The following is a 26491-nucleotide window of genomic DNA, read 5'->3' on the forward strand; positions in this document are numbered from 1 at the left end:
GTGACCGACGCGGAATGGACAGACCCCCGGGGCGCGTCACTACTATCGAAGTGCCGGAGCGGGCCCACCGTCGCGCCTGCGTCGCACCACGTCGATTGCACGAGGAGGACGCGTGACCACCACCGAGAACACCTGGGCGATCCCCCAGACCCCCGAGCGCCTCTATGCTGCGGCGCTCTTCGACCTCGATGGGGTGCTGACGCCTACGGCCGAGGTCCACATGAAGGCTTGGAACCGGATGTTCACGGACTACTTCACCGCGCATGGCATCACGCCCGAGTACACCGACGCGGACTACTACGCCTATGTCGACGGCAAGCCCCGCTACGACGGCGTGCGTGCCTGCTTGGCCTCGCGGGGCGTCACCCTGCCGGAGGGCGATCCGTCCGATCCGGCGGGCGCGGAGACGGTGTGCGGCATCGGCAACACCAAGAACGATGCGTTCGCGGCCATCCTGCGCGACGAGGGCGTCTCGCCCTTTCCCGGCTCCGTGAGGCTCCTGGACCACCTGCGATCGCTCGGCACGGAGATGGCCGTGGTCTCGAGCTCGCGCAACGCTCCGGACGTTCTCGCAGCGGCCGGCATCGCCGATCGCTTCGATGTCGTGGTCGACGGCAACGTGGTCGCTCACGAGGGTGTGAAGGGCAAGCCCGCGCCCGACATGTTCGAGCTCGCCGCGTCGCGGCTCGGCGTCGCTGGGGCCGATGCGGTGGTGGTCGAGGACGCGCTGTCAGGCGTGGCCGCAGGGGCAGCGGGGGACTTTGGGCTTGTCGTGGGCGTGGACCGCGGCGCGGGCGCCGATGCTCTGCGCGCGGGCGGAGCCGACATCGTGGTGGACGACCTCGAGGAGCTGATCGCACAGTGAAGGCCGCCAAGCGCACCGTGGGCGACACGTCCGCGCCTGACTACCTGGACCGGCTCCGATTCCCCGTCGATCCTTGGCGGCTGGTCGAGACCGAGTTCTCGAAGGAGGACCTGGGCGTCACCGAAACCCTTTTCGCGGTGGGCAATGGCTACCTGGGGCTGCGGGGCAACGTGGAGGACGGTCACGACGCCCACGCGCACGGCACCTTCATCAATGGCTTCCACGAGACGTGGAAGATCCTGCACGCCGAGGAGGCGTACGGCTTCGCGCGCACGGGCCAGACGATCGTCAATGTCCCCGACCCCAAGATCATCCGGCTCTACGTCAACGATGAGCCGCTGCTGCTGTCCATCGCCGACCTCGTGAGCTATTCGCGCGTGCTGGACATGCGCGAGGGGGTGCTGTCGCGCGATCTGCTGTGGCGCACCCCGTCGGGCAACAGGGTGCGGGTGCGCTCGAAGCGCATGGTGTCGTTCGCGCAGCGCCACCTGGCCGTCATGTGCTTCGAGGTGACGCTGCTGGACCAGGAGGCCCCCATCGCCATCTCGTCGCAGCTGCTCAACCGGCAGGCAGGCCTCGACGAGTACCGCGCGAATCCCTCGCCGGACGTCATCGCCGACCCCCGCAAGGCGGAGAAGCTCGAGAAGCGGGTGCTGGAGCCCCGCCTGCACCACGGTCAGGATGACCGCATCGTGCTCGGCTACCAGTGCGCAGCCTCTGGCATGACGCTCGCCGCCGCGATGGAGCACTCCGTGGACTTCGAGGACGACTACGATACGGTCACCGAGGTCGAGGAGGACTACGCGAAGCAGGTCTTCCGGGCGCGCGCCAAGCCAGGACAGACGTTCTCTCTCACCAAGGTCGTGAGCTATCACACCTCTCGCGTGGTGCCGCCGCGCGAGCTGGCTGACCGGTGCAACCGCACTCTCGATCGGGTGCGCTCCGAGGGCCTGTCGACGCAGTTCGAGGACCAGCGCCGCTGGCTCGAGGAGTACTGGGCGAAGTCGGACGTCGAGATCGGCGGCAACGACGCCATCCAGCAGGCAGTGCGATGGAACCTGTTCCAGCTCGCACAGGCTGCGGCGCGCGGCGACGGCCACGGCATCGCCGCGAAGGGCGTCACCGGATCCGGCTATGGCGGCCACTACTTCTGGGACTCCGAGATCTACGCGCTCCCGTTCTTCACCTATACCTCGCCGGTGATCGCGAGGAACGCGCTTCGATATCGGTATCGAATGCTCGGGCAGGCCGAGAAGCGAGCGGCCGAGCTCGCCCAGAACGGTGCCCTGTTCCCGTGGCGCACCATCAACGGGGAGGAAGCGTCGGCCTACTACGCGGCAGGCACCGCGCAGTATCACATCGATGCCGACATCGCGTATGCGATCGACAAGTACGTGCGCGCCACGGGCGACGACGACTTTCTCGCGCGCGAGGGCATCGACATCCTCGTGCAGACGGCGCGCATGTGGGCTGACCTGGGGTTCTGGCGCCAGATTCCCGGCAACGGGGAGTCGTTCCGCATCCATGGGGTCACCGGACCCGACGAGTACACGACGGTCGTCAACGACAACCTGTACACGAACGTCATGGCGCGGTTCAATCTTCGCTGCGCCGCGCAGAACGTGCGCAAGCTCCAGGATCGCTGGCCCGATCAGTACGCGCGTCTCACGTCTCGCCTGGGCGTGACCGATCAGGAGATCGCTGAGTGGGAGCGGGCCGCCGATGGCATGGCGATCCTGTGGGATGAGCAGCTGGGCATCCACCCGCAGGACGCGCTGTTCAACGAGCGCGAGGTGTGGGACCTCGCCAACACGCCGGCCGAGAAGCGTCCGCTGCTGCTGCACTTCCATCCGCTGGTCATCTACCGCTTCCAGGTGCTCAAGCAGGCCGACGTGGTACTCGCACTCTTCCTGCAGGGCGACTACTTCACCTATGAGCAGAAGAAGGCCGACTTCGACTACTACGACCCGATTACCACGGGCGACTCGACGCTGTCCGGCGTGGTGCAGTCGATCATCGCCGCCGAGGTGGGCTATCACGAGCTCGCGCTGCGCTACTTCTGGGATTCGCTCTACGTCGACCTGGGAGACCTGCACGCGAACGCTGCCGATGGCGTCCACGTGGCGTCGACCGGCGGCGTGTGGTCGGCGCTCGCGTATGGGTTCGGCGGTTTCCGTGACCAGGGTGACGTGCTCAGCTTCGATCCGCGTCTGCCTGACTCGTGGGACTCGCTCACGTTCCGCCTGAGCCAGCGGGGCACTCGCGTGAAGGTGACGGTCCGTCAGGAGGAGGTGACCTTCACCATCGAGGAGGGACCGGGGTTGTCGGTCGAGGTGCGCGGCGAGCGCTTCTCGCTCACGCAGCTCCAGCCGTTGACGGTGCCGCTCGAGAATCAGGGGCCACGGCTGAGTGGCGCTCCCGATGCGACGGCGTACCACGGCACCGTGCGCGCAGATGGCACGGTCATTCGCCCGTCGCTGCCCACCACGGTGAACGAGGAGACCACGATGACGCATGAGATCCAGCTCGACGAGGTGGTTCATCACTATGCCGAGGACGAGGACTAGAGAAGTGTGAAGTGGCCGTCGGGTGGCGGCTGGTCGAGCCAGGACGGTGTGGCGGCGGGCTGAGGGCGCTTGCGACGTCGAGGCGACTGCTTGCGCTGTGACCGGTGCTCGGGTCGTGGCACGGCATTCGCAAGGGGCGCGTTGCGGTGCCCGGCCTCGTCGGGCGGTCTGGCTGCGAGTTCGAGCTCTCGTTGTTCTCGTGCGGTGATGCCGAACTTCGCTGTGCCGCCCAGTTGCCACGGCCGTTTCGGGTCCACCGACCCTGGCGGTCGGAAGTACACGTCGGTGGCGGTGGCGTCGATGTCCCAGCCGCCGGCATGAACCGTGTGGTGGCAGGCGACGCGCAGCAGGACACCGTTGTCGAGATCGGTGCGGCCGCCATGGGACCACCAGTCGATGTGGTGGGCTTCGCAGTGGCTCACGGGTGCGCCGCACATCGCGCAGCCCCCATCACGGTGCACGAGGGCGGCCCGCTGAGCCGGGGTGAACAGCCGCTGCTCACGTCCGACGTCCAGCGGCTGAGAGTCGCCGCCGAGGACGACGGGCAGGAAGCCGGCGTCAACGGCAAGGCGTCGCAGCTGCGAGATCGGCATGGCGGCACCGTCGATGTCGGCCACGCCCGCGCCGGCACGCAAAGCGTCCAGGTCGATGCGGATCTCCACTCGGGTGGTGGCATGCGCGAGGGGTGCCTGGTCGCAGCCGAGCATGTGGGTCGCGAACGACGCCAGCGCGTCGGCGCGGATCTGGCCGGTGGTGCGCTTGTCCTCAGCGAGCGCATCACCGTCGCGGCGCCGGCGCAGCGCATCCTTGACCGCACCTTCCAATGCGGCACGGATGGGCGCGGCCGACACGGGATCGAGCACGCCCTTGACCTCGATGGCGCCGTCCTTGCGGTCGGACAGGATCAGATACCGGCTGTCATGCAGGTGTTCCTGGCGCCGCTCAGCGGCAGCGGCTTGGAGCTGATGCTGGAAGCGCCGCACGATCGGCGCGAGCTGGTTGACCGACAAGCCGTTGGCTTTGTCCACCAGCATCGTCTCAACGCGCGCGATCCGCTCCGGTGTCGCATCACAGCGCGCCGAGTCGAGCATGCTGGTGATCATCGACGCCGCCGCGGCAGAGAGGTCTCCTGTGGCAAGCGCCTTTGCGACCACCGGATACACGGGTGTGTCTGGCTCGGGTGCGGGGAGGCCGGCTTGCTGGGCCTCGCGGGCCTTCTTCTCATGCTCGGCGGCCTCACCCAGCGTCGCACCGGTGCGGATGAGATCGTGTGCCTCGCGGCGCGACCCGCCCGTGATCCCGGCCAGGAACCTCTCGGGGGTGGTGTGCCCGTTCTTGCGCGCCAGCCCCTTGGCGCCCAGCTCTGGCGCGGAGCGCCGGCCGATCTCCGCGGCAGCGGTGGCGACCATCAGGTCCCACTCCTTGCGTGCAGCGGCGGTCGCGTGCTGCAGCTCGAGCAGCGCCCCCTCGGACAGGTCCCGGACCGTGGCCGCACAGATCAGCTCCTTGGCCTTCGCGCGCGCCACCCGGTCGGCCTCGAGCGCTTGCGCAAGCTCGGCGGGGACCTCCGTGAAGGAGGACTCAGCAGGGGCCGTGGTGGTCATGACTCCAGTCCACCACCTACGTCTGACACACGAAATCGGCCCACCACCATCCTGTGGACAGACCCAACAGGACCCCACCCTGGGGACGCCAACGAGCGCATCGGCCCATTGCACGCGACCCGGCCACGGAACCCGCCCACGGAACCCGACCGCGCGACCTTCGCCAGCCGGCGGCACCTGCCGGCCACCACCGCGCGACGCGCTGTCACCGTCCACGCCTAGGATGGCCATGCCGGAGATTCCGGTCGTTTGGCATGCCCTGGAGGCTGTGTGACCCGCCCGCTCGCCCCCCTGCTCGAGCGCCTCGACGCGCCCGCCATCGATGCCGCGCACCTGGTGGCGCCCACGGCGGCGGCACCCCCGATGATCGCCCGCACCGTCCGCGATCAGGACGGGCTTCTCGTCGTCGTCACGGCGACGAGCGGTGATGCAGACACGTTCGCGGCGGCCCTCGGCAGTTACCTCGACCCCGCGCGCGTGACCGTGCTGCCGGCCTGGGAGACCCTCCCGCACGAGCGCCTCAGCCCTCGTTCCGATACCGTCGCGCGCCGCCTCGCGACCCTGCGACGCATCGTCCATCCGGAAGCTGTGGCACAGGAGGCCGGCCTCCCGCCCCTGGACGTCGTCGTCGCGCCCCTGCGTGCGATCCTGCAGCCCGTCATCCCGGGCCTCGCCGACCTCGAGCCGGTCTCGCTCCACGCGGGCGACGTGCGTGACCTGACTGACCTCACCGAGGCGCTCGGCAGCGCCGCCTACACGCGCGTGGACATGGTCGAGCGCCGCGGCGAGTTCGCCGTCCGCGGCGGCATCGTCGACGTCTTCGCGCCCACGGATCCTCACCCCGTGCGCATCGAGTTCTTCGGCGACGAGGTCGACTCCATCCGCTCCTTCTCGGTCGCTGATCAGCGCTCGCTCGCGTCCGTCGATCAGCTCTGGGCGCCGCCGTGCCGCGAGCTCCTGCTGACCGAGGACGTGCGCGTGCGCGCCGCGGCGCTGCAGGACCAGGTGCCCGCCGCCGCGGACATGCTGGGCCGCATCGCGAGCGGCGTCGCGGTGGAGGGCATGGAGAGCCTCATCCCGCTGCTCGTCGACCGCCTGGTCCCCGTCACCGATGCCCTTCCGCGCGGAACTCGGCTGGTCGCGATCGAGCCCGAACGCCTCGCGCGCCGCGCCGAGGATCTGCAGCGCACCGCGCAGGAGTTCCTGGCCGCCGCGTGGGTTGGCGCCGCCGCCGGCGCGGATGCCCCTCTCGAGCCCACGGAGGGCTCGTTCCTCTCGCTGGAGCAGATCGAGGAGTCGGCCGCCGATCGCGCGCTCCACTGGTCGACCGTCGGTCCGTTCGGCAGCGCCGATGCGGTCGCCACGGGCCTCGCCGACGTCGAGGACCACCGTGGTCGGCTCGAGGCGGCGCTCGCCGCCGTTCGCACGCGCGTGGCGGAGGGCTGGACGGTCGTGGTCACGGCCGCCGGCACGGGCTCGGCTCACCGGATCGCCGAGCAGTGCGGCGAGCTGGAGATCGCCGCCCGCGTCACCGAGGTGTGGGAGCCCGCCGACGGCGTGGTCAGCATCGTGCCGCACATCACGGGCGCCGGCTTCCAGTCGCCCGAGGCGCGGGTGATGGTGGTCCATGAGTCCGATCTCACGGGACGCGCCGCGGCCGCGGCCGGACCCAAGGTCAAGGTGCCCAGCCGCCGACGCAACGCCGTCGATCCGCTCCAGCTGCGCCCGGGCGACTTCGTGGTCCACGAGAGCCACGGCGTGGGGCGGTTCATCGAGCTCACCAAGCGCACGGTGAGGGGTGTGGAGCGCGAATACCTAGTCATCGAGTACGCGCCCTCGAAGCGCGGCGGGCCCGCCGACCGCCTGTCCGTCCCCACCGATCAGCTCGATCTGGTCACCAAGTACGTGGGCGGCGAGGCGCCGAGCGTCAACAAGATGGGCGGCTCCGACTGGGCCAAGACCAAGGGGCGGGCGCGCAAGGCGGTCAAGGAGATCGCTGCGGAGCTCATCCGGCTGTACTCCGCGCGCATGGCCTCCAAGGGCCGCGAGTTCGGCCCCGACACCCCGTGGCAGCGTGAGCTCGAGGAGGCATTCGCGTTCGTCGAGACGCCCGACCAGCTCAGCACCATCGACGAGGTCAAGGAGGACATGGAGAAGGGCGTCCCGATGGACCGCCTCATCTGCGGCGACGTGGGCTTCGGCAAGACCGAGATCGCCGTGCGCGCCGCGTTCAAGGCGATCCAGGACGGCGCGCAGGTCGCGCTGCTGTGCCCGACCACGCTGCTCGTGAAGCAGCACGCGGACACCTTCGCGGAGCGCTTCGCGCAGTTCCCGGTCAAGGTCGCCGCCCTGTCGCGCTTCCAGACCGACAAGGAGGCCAAGGAGATCGTCGAGGGCCTCGCGGACGGCACCATCGACATGGTGATCGGCACGCACCGGCTGGTGACGGGCCAGGTGCGGTTCAAGGAGCTCGGCCTCATCATCATCGACGAGGAGCAGCGGTTCGGCGTCGAGCACAAGGAGACGCTCAAGGCGCTGCGCACCGACGTGGACGTGCTCGCGATGTCGGCGACGCCCATCCCGCGAACGCTCGAGATGGCGGTCACCGGCATCCGCGAGATGTCCACGCTGGCGACGCCGCCGGAGGAGAGGCACCCGATCCTCACCTACGTGGGTCCGCAGGAGAACCCGCAGGTCGCCGCGGCCATCAGGCGCGAGCTGATGCGCGACGGTCAGGTGTTCTACATCCACAACTCGGTCAAGACCATCACGAGCGCCGCACGGCGCCTCTCCGAGCTCGTGCCGGAGGCACGCATCGCGGTCGCGCACGGTCAGATGAGCGAGAAGCAGCTCGAGCAGGTGATCGTCGACTACTACGACCGGCGCTACGACGTGCTGGTGTGCACGACCATCGTCGAGACCGGGCTCGACATCTCGAACGCCAACACCTTGATCGTCGAGCGCGCGGACAAGTTCGGGCTGTCGCAGCTGCACCAGCTGCGCGGCCGCGTGGGCCGCGCCCGCGAACGCGCGTACGCCTACTTCCTGTACCCGCCGGATCGCACGCTCACCGAGACCGCGCACGATCGCCTGCAGACCATCGCCGCCAACACGGACCTGGGCGCGGGCATGGCCGTTGCGATGAAGGACCTCGAGATCCGCGGCGCCGGCAACCTGCTGGGCGCGGAGCAGTCGGGCCACATCGAGGGCGTGGGGTTCGACCTCTACATCCGGATGGTGGGCGAGGCCGTCGCCGGCTTCCGCGGCGAGGGAGGGGAGGAGCGCGCGCCCATGACGATCGACCTACCCATCGACGCCCACATCCCCGAGCAGTACATCGAGCACGAGCGACTGCGTCTCGAGGCGTACCGCAAGATCGCCGATGCGGCCGACGAGGCCGCGCTCGCCGCGATCGAGGAGGAGCTGCGCGACCGCTACGGCAACCTGCCCGAGCCGGTGGAGCACCTGTTCGCGGTGGCACGGCTGAGGCTCGAGGTGCGGGAGGCCGGCATCACGGACGTGGTGGCGCAGGGACGGTACGTGCGCTTCTCGCCCCTGGAGCTGCCGGACTCCGCGACCATGCGCATCAACCGCCTCTACCCCGGCACGCTCATCAAGCCGGCCGTGCGGCAGGTGCTGGTGCCCGCGCCCATGACCTCCCGCGTAGGAGGCAAGCCCGTCGAGGGTCCCGAGGTGCTCGAGTGGGCACGCGAGGTCATCAAGGCCACCCGTCCCGCGACAGTAGGATGATGCCCATGCCTCAGCTTCACCGCCGTTCGCTCGTGGCCGCCGTGTGCGGCGCGCTCGTCCTCGCCGGCTGTGCCGTGCCCGGTCAGCCTGCGCCCGCTGGAGTGGCGGCGGAGCTCGATGGCGTGCAGCTCACCAACAGCGAGGTCACGGCGCTGTCCGACGCCTGGCTCGAGGACATCGGCGCTCCGGCGGACCGACGTCAGGTCATCACCCTCGAGATGATGCGCGAGCCGCTCCTGGCGGCGACGGACCAGATCGATCTCGAGTACACGCGCTCGCAGTCCCGCCAGCAAGCGGAGGCGCTGCTCGAGCTGCAGGGCGTCACGACGGAGCCGAGCGAGGAGATGGTCGATGCCGTGGAGGGCGCGCTCATGATCGCGGCCTTCACGGTGCTGCCCGCGGACACCTCGGTCATCCAGTCGGTCGCCGAGCAGGTCGAGGCCGACGCGACGACCAACGCCCGCACCGGCTCGTTCAGCACCGACGCCTTCATGGAGTCGCTGGTGGTCACCGCGGAGAAGGCGGCTGCCGCCGCGCAGCAGGGCCAGCCCGCGTGGTTCCTCGAGTTCAACGATGTCGTCGGCCTCACCGAGCCCGACGCGTCCTGGATCGTCAGTGAGTGACGGAGTCGACCGACTCATCCAGGTGATGGATCGCCTGCGCTCGCCAGGCGGCTGCCCGTGGGACGCGGAGCAGACCCACCAGACCCTCACCGCCTACGCCCTCGAGGAGACCTACGAGCTCATCGAGGCCATCGAGTCGGGCTCGCGCGAGGACATGCTCGAGGAGCTGGGCGACGTGCTGCTCCAGGTGGTGTTCCACGCGCGCGTCGCGCAGGAGCACGCCGAGGCCCCGTTCGACATCGACGACGTCGCGAACGCCGTTGCCGACAAGCTCGTCGAGCGTCACCCGCACGTCTTCGATGGGGCCGATGCGGGCTCGGCCGAGGAGGTCCACGCTCGCTGGGAGCGGATCAAGAAGGAGACCAAGCAGCGGGAGTCCGTCATGGACGGCATCCCCGCTGCCCAGCCTTCTCTCGCCCGCGCGCAGAAGGTGATCAGCCGCGCGGCCCGAGCGGGGCTGTCCGTGCAGGACCCCGCGGGCGTCGGCATCGGCCCGCAGCTCCTCGCGCTGGTCGCCCGCGCCCAGGCCGAGGGCGTCGACGCGGAGGCGGCGCTGCGCGACGCGACCCGCGACTACGAGGCCGCTGCGCGCGAGGCCGAGGCAGCATCGGCCGTCACCGAGGGTTCACCCAGCCGGGACCTGGGTCGCGACGCGACGCCAGCGAGCCGCCGATAGACTCCACGGAGAACCCCTACACAACTGAAGGAGCATCCATGGCCAGCATTGAGGCTATTGGCGCACGCGAGATCCTCGACTCGCGCGGCAACCCGACCGTCGAGGTCGAGGTCGCGCTCGAGGACGGCACGTTCGCCCGCGCAGCAGTCCCGTCCGGAGCATCGACGGGTGCATTCGAGGCGGTGGAGCGTCGCGACGGCGGCTCCCGCTACCTGGGCAAGGGCGTCGAGCAGGCCGTGGACGCGGTCATCGACGACATCGCCCCCGAGATCGTCGGCCTCGACGCGACCGAGCAGCGCATCATCGACCAGACCATGCTCGACCTGGACGGCACCGACAACAAGGGCAAGCTGGGCGCGAACGCGATCCTCGGTGTCTCCCTCGCGGTGGCGAAGGCCGCTGCGGACTCGGCCGACCTGGCGCTGTTCCGCTACCTGGGCGGCCCCAACGCGCACCTGCTGCCCGTGCCGATGATGAACATCCTCAACGGCGGCTCGCACGCGGACTCGAACGTCGACATCCAGGAGTTCATGATCGCTCCCGTGGGCGCCTCGACGTTCCGCGAGGCCTACCGCTACGGCGCCGAGGTCTACCACGCCCTCAAGTCCGTCCTCAAGGAGCGCGGTCTGGCCACCGGCCTGGGCGACGAGGGCGGCTTCGCCCCCAACCTCGAGTCCAACCGTGCGGCACTGGACCTGATCCTGGTCGCGATCGAGAAGGCCGGCCTCAAGCCCGGCGAGGACGTGGCGCTCGCGCTCGACGTCGCCGCGACCGAGTTCTTCAAGGACGGCGCCTACCAGTTCGAGGGAGCCGCGAAGTCCGGCGAGGAGATGTCCGCCTACTACGAGCAGCTCGTGGCCGACTACCCGCTCGTGTCGATCGAGGACCCGCTGTCCGAGGACGAGTGGGCTGACTGGTCGCACCTCGTGTCGACTATCGGCGACAAGACCCAGATCGTCGGCGACGACCTGTTCGTCACGAACCCGACCCGCCTCAAGCGCGGTATCGACGAGAAGGCCGCGAACGCGCTGCTGGTGAAGCTCAACCAGATCGGCACGCTCACCGAGACCATCGACGCCGTCTCCCTCGCGACCGCCAACGGCTTCACCTCGATGGTGTCGCACCGTTCCGGCGAGACCGAGGACGTCACCATCGCCGACCTGGTCGTGGCGCTCAACACCGGCCAGATCAAGACCGGCGCTCCGGCCCGCGGCGAGCGCATCGCCAAGTACAACCAGCTGCTCCGCATCGAGGAGGAGCTCGACGACGCCGCGACGTACGCGGGCACGTCGGCCTTCCCGCGCAGCTACTAGGCGCACGGCTTCGACGGCCGCGGCTCCCACGTGAGGGGGTCGCGGCCGTCGTGCTGTCCGGCCCTCCGCGCGCCTGACCGGAACCGCGCCGCGCTCCGGAGAGAATCATCGCCATGAGTGTGCCCAGCCGCCCCGGTGCGCCGCGAACGTCCCCCACGACGCCGCGGCGCGCTGCGACAGGCCCGGCGGAGCGCGCGCGCACTCGCGCCAAGGCGGAGCCCCAGCACGCCCCGTCCGCGCCAGCGCGCGGCAGCGCCAAGCCCACGCGGTCGTCCTCGACGTCCACGCGCCGCGGTCCGACGACGGGACCCATCGCCAAGCCGAGCAGCCGTCCAGGCGGCCCCACCGCATCGGCCCGTACGAATCGGGACGCGGGACCGCGCATCGACCCCTCCCGCCCTCAGGGATCGTGGACGGGCATGCTCACCTGGCGCACGGCCGTCATGGTGGGCGTCATCGCCATCGCGTTCGCGGTGGTCGCACCGTCGGTGCGCGCCTACCTCAACCAGCAGGCGATGCTCGAGTCGCTGCGCACGGAGGCCCAGGCTGCACAGACGGAGGTCGACGACCTCGAGGCAGATGTCGCGCGCTGGGACGACCCCGCCTTCCTGGTCGCGCAGGCGCGCGAGCGCCTCGCCTACGTGTTCCCCGGCGAGACGCCCTACCGCGTGATCGATCCCGAGTCCGTGGGCAGCGCGAGCGAGGGATCACCCATGGAAGGCACCACACCCGAGTCGCTGGTCGACGCCGCGTGGTACGACCGCCTGTGGGGCTCGGTGGTCGAGGCAGGGGAAGGCGCCGATGCGGTTGCGCCGTCGCCGCAGGATGTGTCGGCGCCGCCGGAGCCGGGCGAGGCGTCCGTCGACGCCGGCGGCGAGTCCGGGTAGCCGACCGACGTAGACTTCGGAGGGTGACAGACACGCCCGCGACCGAGAGCGACCTGCGGGTGCTCGCGGCGCAGCTGGGACGCGAGCCGCGTGGCGTGGTCGCGATCGCCGCGCGCTGCGTGTGCGGCAACCCCACCGTCGTGCACACCGCGCCGCGACTGCCGGACGGCACGCCCTTCCCCACGCAGTACTACCTCACGCACCCCGAGGCGGTGTCCGCGGTGTCGACCCTCGAGGCCCGCGGCGTGATGAAGGACATGACGGAGAGGCTCGCGGAGGAGCCGTCGCTCGCGGAGCAGTACCGGCGTGCGCACGAGACCTATCTCGAGGAGCGCTACGCGCTCGAGGACGTCCCCGAGATCCACGGCATCTCCGCTGGCGGCATGCCCGACCGCGTCAAGTGCCTCCATGTGCTCGTGGGCCACGCGCTCGCGGCTGGCCCCGGCGTCAATCCGCTGGGCGACGACGCGCTTGAGATGATCCGCAGCCACTGGCGGCCCGACCGGTGCACGTGCCCCGCGCTCGGCACCGACCCGGACGCCGCCGTCTCCCTCGACCCCGACGCCTACACCCAGGAGGCCTGATGCCACGCGTCGCCGCCATCGACTGCGGAACCAATTCGATCCGCCTGCTCATCGCCGATGTCGACCTCGCCTCCGGCACCCTCACCGACGTCGTGCGCCGCATGCTGGTGGTGCGCCTGGGCCAGGGCGTCGACCGCACGGGCCGGTTCGCTCCCGAGGCGCTCGAGCGCACGCTGGCCGCGACCGACGAGTACGCGGCTCAGTGCCGCGAGCACGGCGTCGAGGCGATCCGGTTCGTCGCGACCTCGGCCACGCGCGACGCGAGCAACCGAGTGGACTTCATCGAGGGCGTGCGTGCGCGGCTGGGCGTGGCGCCTGAGGTGATCTCCGGGACCGAAGAGGCAGAGCTGAGCTTCCGCGGCGCGCTGTCCGCGCTCGATGCGTCCCGCCCGGGACCGTACCTCGTGGTCGACCTGGGCGGCGGCTCCACCGAGCTCGTGCTGGGTCAGTCCACGCCGGACGCTGCCCACTCGATGGACGTGGGCTGCGTGCGGATGACGGAGCGTCACCTGGAGGCCGACCCGCCGACTCAGGAGCAGGTCGAAGCGGCCCGCGCGGACGTCCGCGCGGCGCTCGACGCAGCATCGCGCGAGGTGCCGCTGGGCGATGCCCGCACGCTGGTGGGCCTGGCCGGGTCGATCACCACGGTCACCGCGGCGGCGCTCGACCTGCCCGACTACGACCGCGACGCGATCAACGGCGCCGAGCTCGCCATCGACGATGCCGCGCGCGCGTGCGACGAACTGCTCGCCGCCACCCGTGAGGAGCGGGCCGCGATGCCGTTCATGCACCCCGGTCGCGTCGATGTGATCGGTGCCGGCGCGCTCGTATGGCGCGAGGTCATGGAGCGCGTGCGCGCCGAGGTCGCCGCCGCAGGCGGGGAGCTCGCCACGGCCGTGACGAGCGAGCACGACATCCTCGACGGCATCGCCTTCTCCGCGGCCGAACGGCTGTAGCAGCCCCGGCCCAGCCAGCGCATCGGCCCTCCGCGCGCGTGCGAAGGGCCGATGCGCCCGCCCGGCGCTACTCGACGATGTCGCGTCCGTGCACCGTGAGCGCCCAGATGACGAACACGGCCAGCGCGATCATGATGATCCCCCACACGGGGTACCAGGGCAGCCACAGGAAGTTGGCGACGGCGCTGAGCACCGCGAGGATGACGCCGATGGTGCGCGCCCATACCGCTCCGCTGAACACGAACACGCCTGCCAGGGCCACGACGATGCCGAGGATCAGGTGGATCCACCCCCACGTGCTGATGTCGAACTGGAAGATGTACTCCTCACCGACGACGAAGAACTCGTCATTGAAGAGGGCGATCAGGCCCGTCAGCGCCTGGACGAGTCCTGCCGTCATCATCAGGACTCCGGCGAAGACGGTGAAGCCGACCGCTGTGGTGCTGCGGGGCGTGGCGTCGTGCTGCGTCATGGCTGCTCCCTCGAGTGGCGGTTCTGCCTGCGCCTTCGCGTCGTTGCGTCGGCACTGCCAGTATGTCGTGCGCGCCGCCGCGGCGCGCGGCGAGCGTCTCGGATGCGGGAGGATGGAGGCGCGCCCTCGTAGCCCAATTGGCAGAGGCGGCCGACTTAAAATCGGCGCAGTGCGGGTTCGAGTCCCGCCGAGGGCACGGGAATCGGATCGGGCCGGGCCTGGTTGCATGTGTCCGTGCCGCCCTCCTCAGCCTCGGTGGGCCTGCGCTCCGAGCGCGGGCCCATCCTGCTGTCGTTGATGCTCTCCACCGCCCTGGTCGCGCTCGATGCGACGATCATCGCCACCGCGTCCGCGACCATCGCGAGCGAGCTCGGCGCCTTCGAGCAGGTTCCATGGCTGTTCTCCGCCTACCTCCTGGCCCAGGCGGTCAGCACGCCGCTGGCAGGCCGGCTCTCCGACATCCTCGGCCGCAAGTCGCTGATCGTGGCCGGGATCGGGATCTTCCTGGCGGGCTCGGTCCTGTGCGGCGCGGCATGGTCCATGGGTGCGCTCATCGCCGGTCGCGTGCTGCAAGGGCTCGGCGCGGGCACCGTGATGCCGGTGGCACAGACCATCGCCGCCGACATCTACTCGCTCGAGGAGCGGGCTAAGGTGCAGGGATACCTCGCCTCCGTCTGGGCGATCTCCGCCGTGGTGGGGCCGACCCTGGGGGGCGTCTTCTCCGAGTTCGTCTCGTGGCGCTGGATCTTCTTGATCAACGTCCCCCTGTGCGCGCTTGCCGCCTGGATGATCCTGCGCCGCTATCACGAGGCCCCTCGCGAGGGGGCCCGCGAGCCCATCGACTACACCGGCGCGGTGCTGCTCGCGAGCGCCAGCACGCTGCTCCTGTTCGGGCTCCTCGAAGGCGGGACCACCTGGGCGTGGTGGTCGGTGCCCTCGGTGCTGGTCCTCGCCAGCGCGATCGCGCTGGGCGCGTGGTTCGTGCGCCACGTCCTGCGCTCGCAGCACCCGATCGTCGACCTCCGCCTGCTCCGTCGCCGGGTGATCGGCGTCGCGACGGCCGTGTCCCTCGTGGTGGGCATGGTCGTCCTCGGACTGTCCACCTACATCCCCATCTACGCCCAGGGAGTCCTGGGCTACGGTCCGCTGATCGCAGGCTTCGCGCTCGCGGCGATGACGATCGGATGGCCCCTCACTGCATCGAACTCCGGACGGCTCTACCTGCGCCTGGGCTTTCGCATCACGTCGGTGATCGGAGCCGCGGTGGTGGTGGTGGGCAGCGCCGCCACCCTGCTGCTGACCTCGACGACGCCCCTCATCGTGACGGCCGCCGCCACCTTCCTCGTGGGCGGCGGCATGGGTCTGTGCGCGATCCCGACCCTCATCGCCGCGCAATCGGCCGTGGGTCGAGAGATCCGCGGCGGCGTCACCGGGGTGAACATCTTCGCGCGATCGCTCGGCTCGGCTGTCGGCGTCGCCATCTGCGGTGCCATGGTCAACGCGCACGCGCGGATCGGGCCGGACGGATCGCCGCAGGGCGACGGCCTCATGGAGGGACTGCACCTGGTCTTCATCTTCGTCGCGATCAGCGCCGTCGCCCTTGCGGCGCTCACGGCCGCCATGCCGCGCGACCGCGAGGAGGCGCGCGACAGGCGGGCCGCTCGGAGCCGCGAGCAGGAGAGAGCCGTCGAGGGTCAAGGCGCGGAGTAGAGCGGCCGTAGGCTCGGGGCCATGGCAGCAGGCGCGACCGTCCACACCTTCGAGATCACGCTCGCCGACGTGGACCGCGGCGTCTACGAGGAGGTGAGCCTGCGGGTCGCCCGCCATCCCTCCGAGACCGCCGCGTTCATGATGACCCGCGTGCTCGCGTTCTGCCTCGAGCACCAGGAGGGCATCGCCTTCAGCGAGGGCATCGCGACCGCCGACGAGCCGGCCATCGTGGTGCGCGACCTGACCGGAGCGCTCGTGGCGTGGATCGAGGTGGGCGCGCCGGATGCGGAGCGGCTCCACCGGGGCAGCTGCGCCGCGGACCGCACGGCGGTCTACACCCACCGCGAGCCCGCGAAGCTGCTCGCGAGCTGGGAGGGCAAGCGCATCCATCGGCGCGAGGGGGTCGCGCTCCACTCCTTCGACCGCGCCTTCATCGACGCTGCGGCAGCGCTCGTCGAGCGCCGCAACGCGGCGACGGTCTCCGTGACCGAGCGCCACCTCTACCTCGAGCTCAACGGCACGAGCATCGACACCGCGATCTGCGATCACCCGCTGACCTGAGTCCTCGCGCTGTCCCGACCCGCGCATGGGCCCCCCTGCGCCCCAGCAGGTGCTCAGTGCCCAAATCGGCACGAACTGGGCACTCAGGACCTGCTCGGGCGCCGGGCGCGCGAGGAGAGCGCGAGGGCATCGCAGGCCGAGCCAGCGCCGCCGGCCGAGCCCGCACGCGCATCGGCCCCTTGCGCTCCCGCTATTCAGTGTTACTATCTACTGGTAGTCAACATCACTGAGTAGTAGGAGGCCCACCGTGGGCAAGCAGATGACCGAGATGCTCAAGGGGACCCTTGAGGGCATCGTCCTCGCGATCCTCGCGGCGAGCCCCGCCTACGGCTACGACATCACGGCGCGGCTGCGCGAGCAGGGCTTCGCCGACATCGCCGAGGGCACCGTGTATGCGCTGCTGCTGCGCCTCGAGAAGAAGGAGCTCGTCGCAGTGGAGAAGGTGCCGTCGGAGAAGGGCCCGCCACGCAAGGTCTACAGCATCACCGCCGAGGGTCAGGGATACCTCGATGACTTCTGGAACACGTGGAGCTTCCTGAAGGACCGACTCGACCAGCTCCACACGAAAGGACAGGGATCATGAGCAGGAATTGGATCGAGATCGTCACCGGCTCGCTCGAGGACAAGAAGAAGTACCGCGAGTACAAGGCGCGCAAGGCCGCACTTCCGGCTCCCTACGAGCAGACGGTGGAGGCCGTCGAGCGCTATCTCAACTACGCAGGGGGCATCTCGAAGGGTGACGTGCTGGTCGAGATGTACGAGGACCTCATCGTGCTGTTCGAGCAGGCCGCGGCCGACGGAACGCCCGTGCGCGGCGTGGTGGGGGACGACGCCGTGGAGTTCGTCGAGGACTTCCTCCGCGGCTACGAGGACGGCCGCTGGGTCGCCAAGGAGCGTGCTCGACTCACGGACGCCGTGGATGCGGCGGCGAAGGAACAGGGGCACGGCCATGGTGACTGACGCCGCCGTTCGGATCGAGGGGCTCGTCAAGTCCTACGGCGATCTCGAGGTGCTGCGCGGAGTCGACCTGGCGGTCTCGCGCGGCTCCATCACCGCGCTGCTCGGCGCGAATGGCGCGGGCAAGACCACGCTGGTGCGCATCCTGTCCACCTTGGGCAGCGCCGATGCGGGGGTCGCCTCGGTCGCGGGTGCGGACGTGGACAAGGAGCCGGGGAAGGTGCGGGAGGCTATCAGCCTCACCGGCCAGTTCGCAGCCGTGGACGAGATCCTCACGGGACGCGAGAACCTGGTGCTGGTGGCGAGGCTGCGACACGTGGACTCACCGCGAGCCGTGGCGGAGCAGCTTCTCGCGCGCTTCAGCCTCTCCGACGCCGCCGACCGTCGCGTGGGCACCTACTCGGGTGGCATGCGCCGCAGGCTCGACATCGCGATGAGCCTCATCGGCGAGCCGCCGGTCGTGTTCCTCGACGAGCCCACCACCGGCCTGGACCCTCAGGCACGCCAGGAGGTCTGGGAGGCCGTGCGCACGCTCGCGGCGGGCGGCACCACGGTGCTGCTCACCACGCAGTACCTCGAGGAGGCCGAGCAGCTCGCCCACCAGATCGCGATCCTCCACGAGGGCCGCATCATCGTCGACGGAACCCTTGCGGAGGTCAAGGCCCTCATGCCGCCCGCGACCGTCGAGTACATCGAGAAGCAGCCGAGCCTCGAGGAGATCTTCCTCGCGGTCACCGGATCGAGCATGGCCACGCCTGAGGAGCTGTCATGACCACCCACGCCCTTGCGGACACCACCACCCTGACGGGCCGCAGCCTGCGCCACATCCTGCGCAGCCCCGACACCATCATCACCACGGTGATGATGCCCATCGCGTTCCTGCTGCTGTTCGTCTACGTGCTGGGCGGCGCGATCGATGCGGGCACGGAGTCCTACGTGGGCTACCTGCTGCCCGGCATCCTCGTCATCACGATCGCGTCGAGCGTCTCGTACACCGCCTTCCGGCTGTTCACCGACCTGCAGGGCGGGATCTTCGAGCGCTTCCAGTCGCTGCCCATCACCCGCTCGGGGCCGCTGTGGGCGCACGTCCTCACGTCTCTTGTGGCGACGGCGGTCTCGCTCGTCGTGGTCGTGGGCGTGGCGCTCCTGATGGGCTTCCGGCCGCAGGCGGACGTGCTCGACTGGCTCGCGATCGCGGGAATCCTCGGACTGCTCACCCTCGCGCTCACGTGGCTCGCCATCATCCCCGGGCTCACAGCGAAGACGCCCGACGGCGCGGCGGCGTTCTCCTACCCGCTCATCCTGCTGCCATTCGTGAGCTCGGCCTTCGTGCCCACGGAGTCGATGCCCGGGCCAGTACGAGCGTTCGCCGAGAACCAGCCCGTGACGGCCATCGTCGACGCGCTGCGCGACCTCATGGCCGGCCAGGCTCCCGGGAACGACCTCTGGGTCGCCCTCGCATGGTGCGCAGGGATCCTCGTGGTCGGCTACCTGGTCGCCACGGCGCTGCACCGCCGCCGCGCGGCGTAGCGTCACGGGCGCGGCGTCTCCCGATCGTTCGCACGGGGGATGCCGCGCCCGGGATGCGCGCGGGTATGCTGAATCCGCCAACCCCGTCGAGGAGGACCTCCATGGCCAGCCCCGTTTTCAGCTCGAACAGCGCCTTCAAGCCCGGTCAGACGTACGACGTCAACGGCACGCCGGTGACCGAGGCTGACCTCGAGCAGCAGTACGCGATGCCGTCCGCCGGCCCGGTGGAGACCGGCCGCATGAGCTACGAGGGCGTCATCACCAAGGCCTCCGGCATGATCCTGCTGGCGTTCCTCACGGCGATCCCCGGCTACATGTTCTTCAACTTCGCCGGCCTGATGATCTCGGCGATCGCCGGCATGGTGCTGGGCCTCGTGCTCGCCTTCAAGAAGGTCACGACACCGGCCCTCGCGCTGGCCTACGCCGCGATCGAGGGGTACTTCCTGGGCTCGATCTCGACCTACATCGAGACAGCCTTCGACGTCCCCGGCGCCGCGCTGCAGGCGCTGCTGGCCACGGCCTGCACGTTCGCCGTGTGCCTGTGGCTCTACAAGTCCGGCCGCGTGCGCTACACGCCCAAGATGCAGAAGTTCCTGATGATCGGCGGCATCTCCTACCTGCTGTTCTCGCTGGTCAACATCGGCCTGATGATCTTCGGCGGCACCGACTCGGCGTGGGGCCTGCGCACGGGCGTCGAGATCGCCGGCATCCCGCTCGGCGTGCTCATTGGCGCCTTCGCCGTGATCCTCGGCTGCGTGTCCCTCATCGGCGACTTCGACTTCGTCGAGAACGGCGTCAAGAACGGGCTGCCTCAGCACTTCGACTGGAAGGCCGCGTTCGGCATCGTCGTCACGCTCGTGTGGCTCTACATCGAGTTCCTGCGGATCATCGCGATCCTCCAGGGCCGCGACTAGCGCCCGGAGACACCCGACCATGGTGAAGCACGGGCTCACCCGCGCCCGCACCTCGCCTGTGGCGGCGCACGTGCTCGGTGCAGAAGGCGCGTGACCCGTGCCCCTGTTCGACCTGCCTGAGGACCAGCTGCGCGCGTACCGCCCCGACGTGCGCGAGCCTGCGGACTTCGACGCATTCTGGACGTCCACCATCGATCAGGCTCGTGAGACGCCGATGCGCGTGGACCGGCAGCCGGGTCCTGTCGACCTCGCTCAGGTGGTCCTCGAGGACGTGACCTTCCCCGGCTTCGATGGCCACCCCATCAAGGCGTGGCTCGCGTATCCTCGCGGCGCCGACGCCCCGCTGCCGTGCGTGGTCGAGATCAATGGCTACGGCGGCGGACGCGGGCTTGCGCTCGAGCGCATCCTCTGGGCGACCGCCGGCTACGCCCACCTGTACGTCGACTCCCGCGGGCAGGGAATCACGTGGGGCAACGGCGGCGCGACGGCGGACCCGGTCGGGCATGCCCCGGCCGCGCCCGGCGTGATGACGCGTGGCATCTCCGACCCCCACGACTACTACTACCGTCGCCTGTACACGGACGCCGTTCGCGGGGTCGACGCGGCGCGATCGCTGCCCGAGGTCGACGCGGCGCGCGTCGTCTTCGTGGGCGGATCGCAGGGCGGCGGAGTCTCACTCGCCGTGGCGGGCATGGTGCCGGACCTCGCGGGCTGCGTCGCCGACGTGCCTTTCCTGTGCCACTTCGAGCGCGCCATCGACATCACGGACGAGTACCCGTATCAGGAGCTCGTCACCTACCTGAAGACCACGCGCCTGCCGCGCGACGCGGTGCTCGACACCCTGCAGTACTTCGATGGTGTGAACCACGCCAAGCGCGCCCATGCGCCTGCCCTGATGTCGGTCGCGCTTTTGGACGCGGTGTGCCCGCCGTCCACGTGCTTCGCCGCCTTCAACTGGTACGGAGAGCGGTCGGGCCAATCGGACAAGACCATGGAGGTCTACGGCTACAACGGCCACGAGGGCGGGCAGGCGCACCAGCAGGAGCGTCAGCTGGAGTTCGTCCGCCGCGTCACCGCCTGAGACCTCGACCAGGCGTACGGCCGATGCGCACTCGAGCGCGCATCGGCCGTCCCCCTACGCCGTGGCTGGGGCGTAGCTGACCTGGCAGAAGCCGTGGTTGCAGTACCCGCCGGGGTTCTTGTGCAGGTACTGCTGGTGGTAGTCCTCGGCGTAGTAGAAGCGGCCGTCTCCGGCATCCTCGGCCCGCACGATCTGGGTCGTGATCGTGCCGAACCCCTTGTCCGCCAGCTGGGCCTGGTAGCGATCGCGCGACGCTTCCGCGGCAGCGAGCTGCTCGTCCGAGGTCGCGAAGATCGCGCTGCGGTACTGGGTGCCGATGTCGCCGCCCTGCCTGTTGAGCGTCGTGGGGTCGTGGTTCTCCCAGAACGCTCCCAGCAGGGTGTCGAACGCCACCTTCTCGGGGTCGTACACCACCTGCACGATCTCGGCGTGGCCGGTCCGCGCCGTGCAGGTCTCCTGGTACGTGGGATTGGGCGTCCAGCCGCCCATGTAGCCCACGGACGTCGAGTGCACGCCGTCCAGCTGCCAGAAGATCCGCTCCGCCCCCCAGAAGCACCCCATGCCCACGTACAGCACCTGGTGCCCGTCGGGCCACGGCTCCGTGAGGGACGTGCCCAGCACCATGTGCCGGTCCGCCACCTCGAAGCTCGTGTCGCGGCCGGGCAGCGCCTGATCCGCGGTGATCATCGTCGTCTTGTCCAAACCAAGCATCATCGCTCCTTCCACGCGGCACAACGCCGCCGTGCCCACTCCTGTTCCTGCCGAGCGACAGATTCTCGACGCCGTCGCTGCGCCCCCACCGGGGCGGCGCGCGTTAGGCTCGCGACATGGCCAACAGTCCTGGTGAGAGCAAGCCCACGTCGTCCGTGCTCTACACCGAGCAGACGTCCGTGGTGGACCGCGTTCCCGTGACGCTCAGGGTGGCGGGCGCGTGGTCGTGGCGGATCGTCGTCGTCGGCATCGTCGTGGCGGCCGGGGCGTGGGCGTTCACGAGCCTGTCCGCCCTCTTTGTGCCGCTCATCATCGCGCTGATCATCGCCGCCCCCCTCGAGCGCCTGGTCGCCCGCATGGCGCAGGTGGGCGTGCCGCGGGCTCTCGGCTCCGTCCTCGCGATCCTCGGCCTCATCGCGGTCGTGCTCGGCCTCGGCACCCTCGCCTCCACGTCGTTCGTCAACGACTTCGACGAGCTGCGAGAGTCAGCCGTCGAGGGCTTCGAGACCTTCGTGGCGTGGCTCGTCGAGGGGCCGCTGGGGATCAGCCAGGAGCAGATCGATCAGGTCGTGGGCAACATCCAGGAGTTCGTGCAGGGCAACGCGCTGGGTGTCGCATCGGGAGCGCTGTCCGTGGGATCGGCGATCGGTGGCGTGTTCGCCGGCGTCGTCATCGCCCTGGTCGCGCTGTTCTTCTTCATGCGCGACGGTCGCCAGATCTGGTCGTGGACCGTGGGCCTGCTGCCGGACTCCGCGGTCGAGCGCGCCGATCACGCGGGCGTGCACGCCTGGGTGACGCTGCGCCGCTACACCCAGACCACGGTGTTCGTGGCGTTCGTGGACGCGGTCGGGATCGGCGTGGGCGCCTGGATCCTCGGAGTGCCGCTCGCGCTGCCCATCGCGATCATCGTCTTCCTGTTCTCCTTCATCCCGCTCATCGGTGCGACGCTGTCGGGCATCATCGCTTCGCTCGTCGCGCTGGTCAACGGCGGCTGGGTCGATGCGCTGTGGATGATCGGCATCGTGCTGCTGGTGCAGCAGATCGAGGGCAACGTCCTGTATCCCTGGCTGTTCGGCAAGGCAGCGTCGATCCACCCGCTCGCAGTGCTGCTGACGATCTCCGCCGGAACCCTGACGCTGGGTCTCATCGGCGCGATCATCGCGGTGCCCATCGTGGCCACGCTCTACGCGTTCAAGCGTGGCCTGCGGCTGGGAGACGCCATCGACGAGGTGGACCGGCCACCCATATCGACGCAGATGCCCGTGGTCGCGGAGAGATTCCGACGTGCCAGGGAGGCCGTGACGCACACCGGCGAGATCCGCACCCGCCGCCACGGACACGGGGACGCGCCCGCCACGGACGAGCATCCGGTCGCCGGCGCAGACGGCGCCCACGTCGCGGAGCCTGAGCCGCACAGCGAGCAGATCCGCACGCGACCCCCGCGTGACGACGACGCCTGAGGCTCGTGCAGCGAGGCCCCGACCATCCCCTCCGGTGCGAGTATCACGCCGCCGGACTGTGCTTCTCCTGCACGCTGATCGATGAGCCCTACTCGCGGCAGGTCGCGGACAAGCAACGGGCGATCGCGGCCCTGATCGACCCGCTCGCGCCCGGCCTGCGGTGGCTCGAACCGCGCCTCAGCGAGCAGCTCGGGTTCCGCACCAAGGCCAAGATGGTGGTCGCCGGAACCGTCGATGAGCCCACCATCGGGATCCTCGCGGCCGATGGATCGGGGCAGGACCTGAGGGACTGCCCGCTCTACCCGCCTGCGCTGTCGAGCGCGTTCGCGCCGCTCGCCGCGTTCGTGACCCGAGCGCGCCTCGAGCCGTACTCGGTGCCGCTGCGCACCGGCGAGCTCAAGCACGTCCTGGTGACGGTCGCACCTGATGGCGACCTCATGGTGAGGTGGGTGCTGCGGTCGACAGAGGCGCTCGCGCGCGTCCGCAAGCACCTGCCGTGGCTCCTGGAGCAGCTGCCGCGGCTCGCCGTCGCCTCCGTCAACGTGCTGCCAGAGCACAAGGCCGTGGTCGAGGGCGAGCGCGAGATCGTGCTCACCGAGCGCGAGACGCTCGCGATGACCGTGAATGGCATCGATCTGCACCTTCGCCCGCAGAGCTTCTTCCAGACCAACACCGAGGTGGCCGCCGCGCTCTACCGTCAGGCAGGCGCCTGGCTCGAGGCCGTGTCGCCGGACAGCCTGTGGGACCTCTACTGCGGCGTGGGCGGGTTCGCGCTCCACTGCGCCGCGGCGGGGCGAGAGGTCGTGGGCGTCGAGGTCAGCGAGCAGGCCGTCGCGTCCGCTCAGCGCTCGCGAGACGAGCGCCTGGCCGCTGACGACGCGACGATGGAGTCGGTCACGTTCGTCGCGGACGACGCCGTGGGCTGGGCCTCTCGACAGCGCGGCGCGCCCGCGGCGATCGTCGTCAATCCGCCCAGGCGAGGCCTGGGGGAGGAGCTGTCGCGCAGGCTCGAGGAGTCCGGTGCGGAGGCCATCGTCTACTCGAGCTGCAACGCGACCACGCTCGCGCGCGACCTCGCGTGGATGCCGTCCTATGCCGCCCGCGAGGCGCGGCTGTTCGACATGTTCCCGCACACGGCTCATGGCGAGGTCGCGGTGCTCCTCGAGCGACGCTGACCCCCACCAGGGGTGGTCACCTCGACGGCCCGAAGACGATGGCGGGCGCGAGACGTGGTCACCTGGTGCTCGCGCCAGGCGCGCGGGCTATCCCGAGAAGGGCTCCGCGGCGATCACCTTGACGGAGATCTCGTTGCCATTGGGGGCGGTGTAGCTGGTCTCGTCGCCCACGGACTTGCCGAGGAGTGCAGCACCCAACGGGGACTGGGCGGAGAACACGTCGAGCTCGGTGCCGCCCGCGACCTCGCGCGATCCGACCAAGAACTTCATCTCCCGACCCGCGACCTCGGCCGTGACGACGGTGCCGGACTGGATCTCGCTCGAGTCGGCGGCCTCGCCCACCGTCGCGGTCTGCAGGATGTGGCGCAGCTGCTGGATGCGCGCCTCCTGCTTCGCCTGCTCCTCGCGCGCAGCGTGGTAGCCGCCGTTCTCCTTGAGGTCACCCTCCTGGCGGCGCTCGTCGATCTCCTTGGCGATCGCCGCGCGGCCGTCGCCCACGAGGTGGTCGTACTCGGCCTGAAGACGGTCGTACGCCTCCTGGGTCAGCCAGGTGCCAGTGGTCTCGGTCACGATCGTCCCTCCTTCTGGACAGAAGAGGTCAGGTTAGCAGGAGCGATCGGGCGCATGAAAGCAGCATCCCTCTCGTGAGCCCGTCGACCTCGTTCGGCGACGGCTACTGCACAGGGACTACTGCACTGGGACTACTGCACTGGGCCGCAGCCGCGCACGAGGGCCGTGTTGGCCTCCTCGACCGTGCTGATGGGTACGGTGAGCCGCTGCTGGGACCCGTCCGCTGGATCGATGTCGACCTCGGCGACGCCCACCTCGGCGTACTGGACGTTCATGGCGTGCAGGTAGCAGGTCACGGGCTCGTCGTCGTAGAAGTAGATCTCGAACGTCGCCTCGACCTGGGTGGGCGAGATGATGTCGAACCCGACGTCCTGCCACCGCACCGGCTGATCGGTGACGAGGTAGGCGATCCAGGCGGTCACTGCGGTGAGCGCGACCAGTCCGGTGAGCACCCATGCCCAGCCCTTGCGCGACAGCCGGGGCCGGGCGCCGGAGCGCTCGTCCTCGATCGGGTCAGGCGCGGTGCTCATGATGAGGCAGGATAGTTCACGGAACGAAAGGGGCTCGACCGTGGCGGACTTCACCGGGGGACCGGGCTTCGCGGCATTCGTCGCGACGTTCGCGCTCGTCGCGGGCGCGATCCTGCTGTTCCGCTCGCTGTCCAAGCACCTCCGCAAGGTCCGCACCCACCCGCCCGAGGGCGAGAAGCCCGCGGGCGCATCGGCTTCCGAGCGGCCGCCCGCGACGGACGCTGCGTCCGACGGCGCGGCCCCTTCGACGCCGAGCCCCGCCTCGGGAGCCTAGGCGGAGACGGAGAACACCACGATCGCGATCGCGATGTAGTGGCAGAGGAACCCCGCGATGGTGAGCGCGTGGAAGATCTCGTGGAAGCCGAAGTACCGCTCGGAGCCGCGCGGCCACTTGGTGCCGTAGATGATGGCGCCCACCGTGTAGCACAGGCCTCCGACGATGATCAGCGTCACCACGGCCGCGCCGCCTGCAGCGTAGAACGGCCCGATGAACCCGACCGCGACCCAGCCGAGCGCGAGGTACAGCGGCACGTACGCCCATCGCGGGGCTCCCAGCCAGAAGATGCGCAGCAGCAGCCCGATGAGCGCGCCACCCCACACGACCGCGAGCACCACCACCCGCGTGGTGCCGTCGAGCAGCATCACGGTCAGCGGCGTGTAGGTGCCCGCGATGATGAGGAAGATGTTCGCGTGGTCCATGCGGCGCAGCACGGCCAGCGTCGTGGGCGACCAGTTGCCGCGGTGATAGACGGCGGAGGTGCCGAACAGCATGACGGCCGTGAGCGTGAAGATCGCCGTCGAGACGCGGCCGGCGAGCGTGGGCGCGAACACCACGAGCACCATGCCGGCGATGAGGGCGATGGGTGCTGCACCCAGGTGCAGCCAGCCGCGCATGAGCGGCTTTCCTGGCACAGGGAGGTTCTCGGACATGAACCTACGTTACCGTAGGTTAGTGCGCGCGAGTACCGTGTGATCCATCACGTGAGTCACGGGAG

Annotated in this window: 26 protein-coding genes and 1 tRNA gene; 21 read left to right on the top strand and 6 right to left on the bottom strand. The window is 69.8% G+C overall.

What is annotated here, in order from left to right; translation table 11 throughout:
* The first annotated feature begins 112 nt into the window (after nt 1–112).
* Nucleotides 113–865: an HAD family phosphatase gene (locus B7K22_RS07540; RefSeq protein WP_255372170.1), complete on the top strand. Its 753-nt coding sequence runs from the start codon at nt 113–115 to the stop codon at nt 863–865.
* Nucleotides 862–3432: a glycoside hydrolase family 65 protein gene (locus tag B7K22_RS07545; RefSeq protein ID WP_234983345.1), complete on the top strand. Its 2571-nt coding sequence runs from the start codon at nt 862–864 to the stop codon at nt 3430–3432. The genes B7K22_RS07540 and B7K22_RS07545 overlap by 4 nt, the downstream gene beginning before the upstream one ends.
* Here the strand turns inward: B7K22_RS07545 and B7K22_RS07550 are convergent.
* Nucleotides 3429–5036: a DUF222 domain-containing protein gene (locus B7K22_RS07550; protein WP_159448808.1), complete on the bottom strand. Its 1608-nt coding sequence runs from the start codon at nt 5034–5036 to the stop codon at nt 3429–3431. The two genes, B7K22_RS07545 and B7K22_RS07550, sit on opposite strands and share 4 nt — an antisense overlap.
* A gap of 270 nt (nt 5037–5306) precedes the next feature.
* Between B7K22_RS07550 and mfd the strand changes: the two genes are divergently transcribed.
* The 7 genes from mfd (at nt 5307) to B7K22_RS07585 (ending at nt 13825) form a co-directional block, all read left to right on the top strand.
* The gene (gene mfd / locus B7K22_RS07555) at nt 5307–8786 is read left to right on the top strand and encodes a transcription-repair coupling factor (protein WP_234983346.1); all 3480 of its coding nucleotides are present in this window, start codon (nt 5307–5309) and stop codon (nt 8784–8786) included.
* A gap of 5 nt (nt 8787–8791) precedes the next feature.
* Nucleotides 8792–9409, top strand: a complete 618-nt coding sequence (locus B7K22_RS11890; protein ID WP_144276293.1) for a hypothetical protein — start codon at nt 8792–8794, stop codon at nt 9407–9409.
* Nucleotides 9402–10085 (top strand): YabN family protein, encoded by a 684-nt coding sequence (locus B7K22_RS07565; RefSeq protein WP_234983347.1) that lies wholly within the window; start codon nt 9402–9404, stop codon nt 10083–10085. The genes B7K22_RS11890 and B7K22_RS07565 overlap by 8 nt, the downstream gene beginning before the upstream one ends.
* Nucleotides 10086–10123: 38 nt before the next feature.
* On the top strand, nt 10124–11398 hold the full coding sequence (gene eno, locus B7K22_RS07570) for a phosphopyruvate hydratase (RefSeq protein ID WP_084039326.1): 1275 nt from the start codon (nt 10124–10126) through the stop codon (nt 11396–11398).
* 113 nt (nt 11399–11511) lie between these two features.
* Nucleotides 11512–12285 (top strand): septum formation initiator family protein, encoded by a 774-nt coding sequence (locus tag B7K22_RS12355; RefSeq protein WP_084039327.1) that lies wholly within the window; start codon nt 11512–11514, stop codon nt 12283–12285.
* Between the two features lie 23 nt (nt 12286–12308).
* Nucleotides 12309–12869, top strand: coding sequence for a DUF501 domain-containing protein (locus tag B7K22_RS07580; protein WP_084039328.1), 561 nt, complete (start codon nt 12309–12311; stop codon nt 12867–12869).
* A complete protein-coding gene (locus B7K22_RS07585) occupies nt 12869–13825 on the top strand; it encodes a Ppx/GppA phosphatase family protein (protein ID WP_084039329.1) in 957 nt (318 codons plus the stop codon). The genes B7K22_RS07580 and B7K22_RS07585 overlap by 1 nt, the downstream gene beginning before the upstream one ends.
* A gap of 67 nt (nt 13826–13892) precedes the next feature.
* Here B7K22_RS07585 and B7K22_RS07590 read toward each other — a convergent pair whose 3' ends face one another.
* Complete coding sequence (locus B7K22_RS07590) at nt 13893–14297, bottom strand: hypothetical protein (protein WP_084039330.1); 405 nt, start codon at nt 14295–14297, stop codon at nt 13893–13895.
* Between the two features lie 122 nt (nt 14298–14419).
* On the opposite strand from B7K22_RS07590, the gene B7K22_RS07595 reads away from it, so the two are divergent.
* From B7K22_RS07595 to B7K22_RS07635, 9 genes are all read left to right on the top strand, one after another.
* Nucleotides 14420–14493, top strand: a tRNA-Leu gene (locus tag B7K22_RS07595).
* Between the two features lie 38 nt (nt 14494–14531).
* Complete coding sequence (locus tag B7K22_RS07600) at nt 14532–16007, top strand: MDR family MFS transporter (protein WP_234983348.1); 1476 nt, start codon at nt 14532–14534, stop codon at nt 16005–16007.
* Between the two features lie 21 nt (nt 16008–16028).
* A complete protein-coding gene (locus tag B7K22_RS07605) occupies nt 16029–16568 on the top strand; it encodes a YaeQ family protein (RefSeq protein WP_084039331.1) in 540 nt (179 codons plus the stop codon).
* A 247-nt stretch (nt 16569–16815) separates the two neighbouring features.
* Complete coding sequence (locus B7K22_RS07610) at nt 16816–17151, top strand: PadR family transcriptional regulator (RefSeq protein ID WP_084039332.1); 336 nt, start codon at nt 16816–16818, stop codon at nt 17149–17151.
* Complete coding sequence (locus tag B7K22_RS07615) at nt 17148–17528, top strand: DUF1048 domain-containing protein (RefSeq protein ID WP_084039333.1); 381 nt, start codon at nt 17148–17150, stop codon at nt 17526–17528. Before B7K22_RS07610 ends, B7K22_RS07615 begins: the two co-directional genes overlap by 4 nt.
* The gene (locus B7K22_RS07620; protein WP_084039334.1) at nt 17518–18297 is read left to right on the top strand and encodes an ABC transporter ATP-binding protein; all 780 of its coding nucleotides are present in this window, start codon (nt 17518–17520) and stop codon (nt 18295–18297) included. Before B7K22_RS07615 ends, B7K22_RS07620 begins: the two co-directional genes overlap by 11 nt.
* Nucleotides 18294–19055: an ABC transporter permease gene (locus tag B7K22_RS07625; protein ID WP_084039335.1), complete on the top strand. Its 762-nt coding sequence runs from the start codon at nt 18294–18296 to the stop codon at nt 19053–19055. Before B7K22_RS07620 ends, B7K22_RS07625 begins: the two co-directional genes overlap by 4 nt.
* A gap of 101 nt (nt 19056–19156) precedes the next feature.
* Nucleotides 19157–19969: a Bax inhibitor-1/YccA family protein gene (locus tag B7K22_RS07630; protein WP_084039336.1), complete on the top strand. Its 813-nt coding sequence runs from the start codon at nt 19157–19159 to the stop codon at nt 19967–19969.
* 97 nt (nt 19970–20066) lie between these two features.
* Nucleotides 20067–21050 (top strand): acetylxylan esterase, encoded by a 984-nt coding sequence (locus B7K22_RS07635; RefSeq protein ID WP_084039337.1) that lies wholly within the window; start codon nt 20067–20069, stop codon nt 21048–21050.
* A gap of 54 nt (nt 21051–21104) precedes the next feature.
* Here B7K22_RS07635 and msrA read toward each other — a convergent pair whose 3' ends face one another.
* Nucleotides 21105–21737, bottom strand: a complete 633-nt coding sequence (msrA, locus tag B7K22_RS07640; RefSeq protein WP_234983349.1) for a peptide-methionine (S)-S-oxide reductase MsrA — start codon at nt 21735–21737, stop codon at nt 21105–21107.
* A 140-nt stretch (nt 21738–21877) separates the two neighbouring features.
* On the opposite strand from msrA, the gene B7K22_RS07645 reads away from it, so the two are divergent.
* The gene (locus B7K22_RS07645; RefSeq protein ID WP_084039339.1) at nt 21878–23221 is read left to right on the top strand and encodes an AI-2E family transporter; all 1344 of its coding nucleotides are present in this window, start codon (nt 21878–21880) and stop codon (nt 23219–23221) included.
* A gap of 5 nt (nt 23222–23226) precedes the next feature.
* A complete protein-coding gene (gene rlmC / locus B7K22_RS07650; RefSeq protein ID WP_084039340.1) occupies nt 23227–24396 on the top strand; it encodes a 23S rRNA (uracil(747)-C(5))-methyltransferase RlmC in 1170 nt (389 codons plus the stop codon).
* Nucleotides 24397–24483: 87 nt separating this feature from the next.
* Here rlmC and greA read toward each other — a convergent pair whose 3' ends face one another.
* Nucleotides 24484–24966, bottom strand: a complete 483-nt coding sequence (gene greA / locus B7K22_RS07655; RefSeq protein WP_084039341.1) for a transcription elongation factor GreA — start codon at nt 24964–24966, stop codon at nt 24484–24486.
* 131 nt (nt 24967–25097) lie between these two features.
* Nucleotides 25098–25496 (bottom strand): DUF4307 domain-containing protein, encoded by a 399-nt coding sequence (locus tag B7K22_RS07660; RefSeq protein WP_084039342.1) that lies wholly within the window; start codon nt 25494–25496, stop codon nt 25098–25100.
* Nucleotides 25497–25536: 40 nt separating this feature from the next.
* On the opposite strand from B7K22_RS07660, the gene B7K22_RS07665 reads away from it, so the two are divergent.
* A complete protein-coding gene (locus tag B7K22_RS07665) occupies nt 25537–25770 on the top strand; it encodes a hypothetical protein (protein WP_084039343.1) in 234 nt (77 codons plus the stop codon).
* Here B7K22_RS07665 and B7K22_RS07670 read toward each other — a convergent pair.
* A complete protein-coding gene (locus B7K22_RS07670) occupies nt 25767–26426 on the bottom strand; it encodes a hemolysin III family protein (protein WP_084039344.1) in 660 nt (219 codons plus the stop codon). The genes B7K22_RS07665 and B7K22_RS07670 overlap by 4 nt on opposite strands.
* Between the last annotated feature and the right edge of the window lie 65 nt (nt 26427–26491).

The organism is Demequina sp. NBRC 110053 (assembly GCF_002090095.1).
Taxonomy (GTDB): domain Bacteria; phylum Actinomycetota; class Actinomycetes; order Actinomycetales; family Demequinaceae; genus Demequina.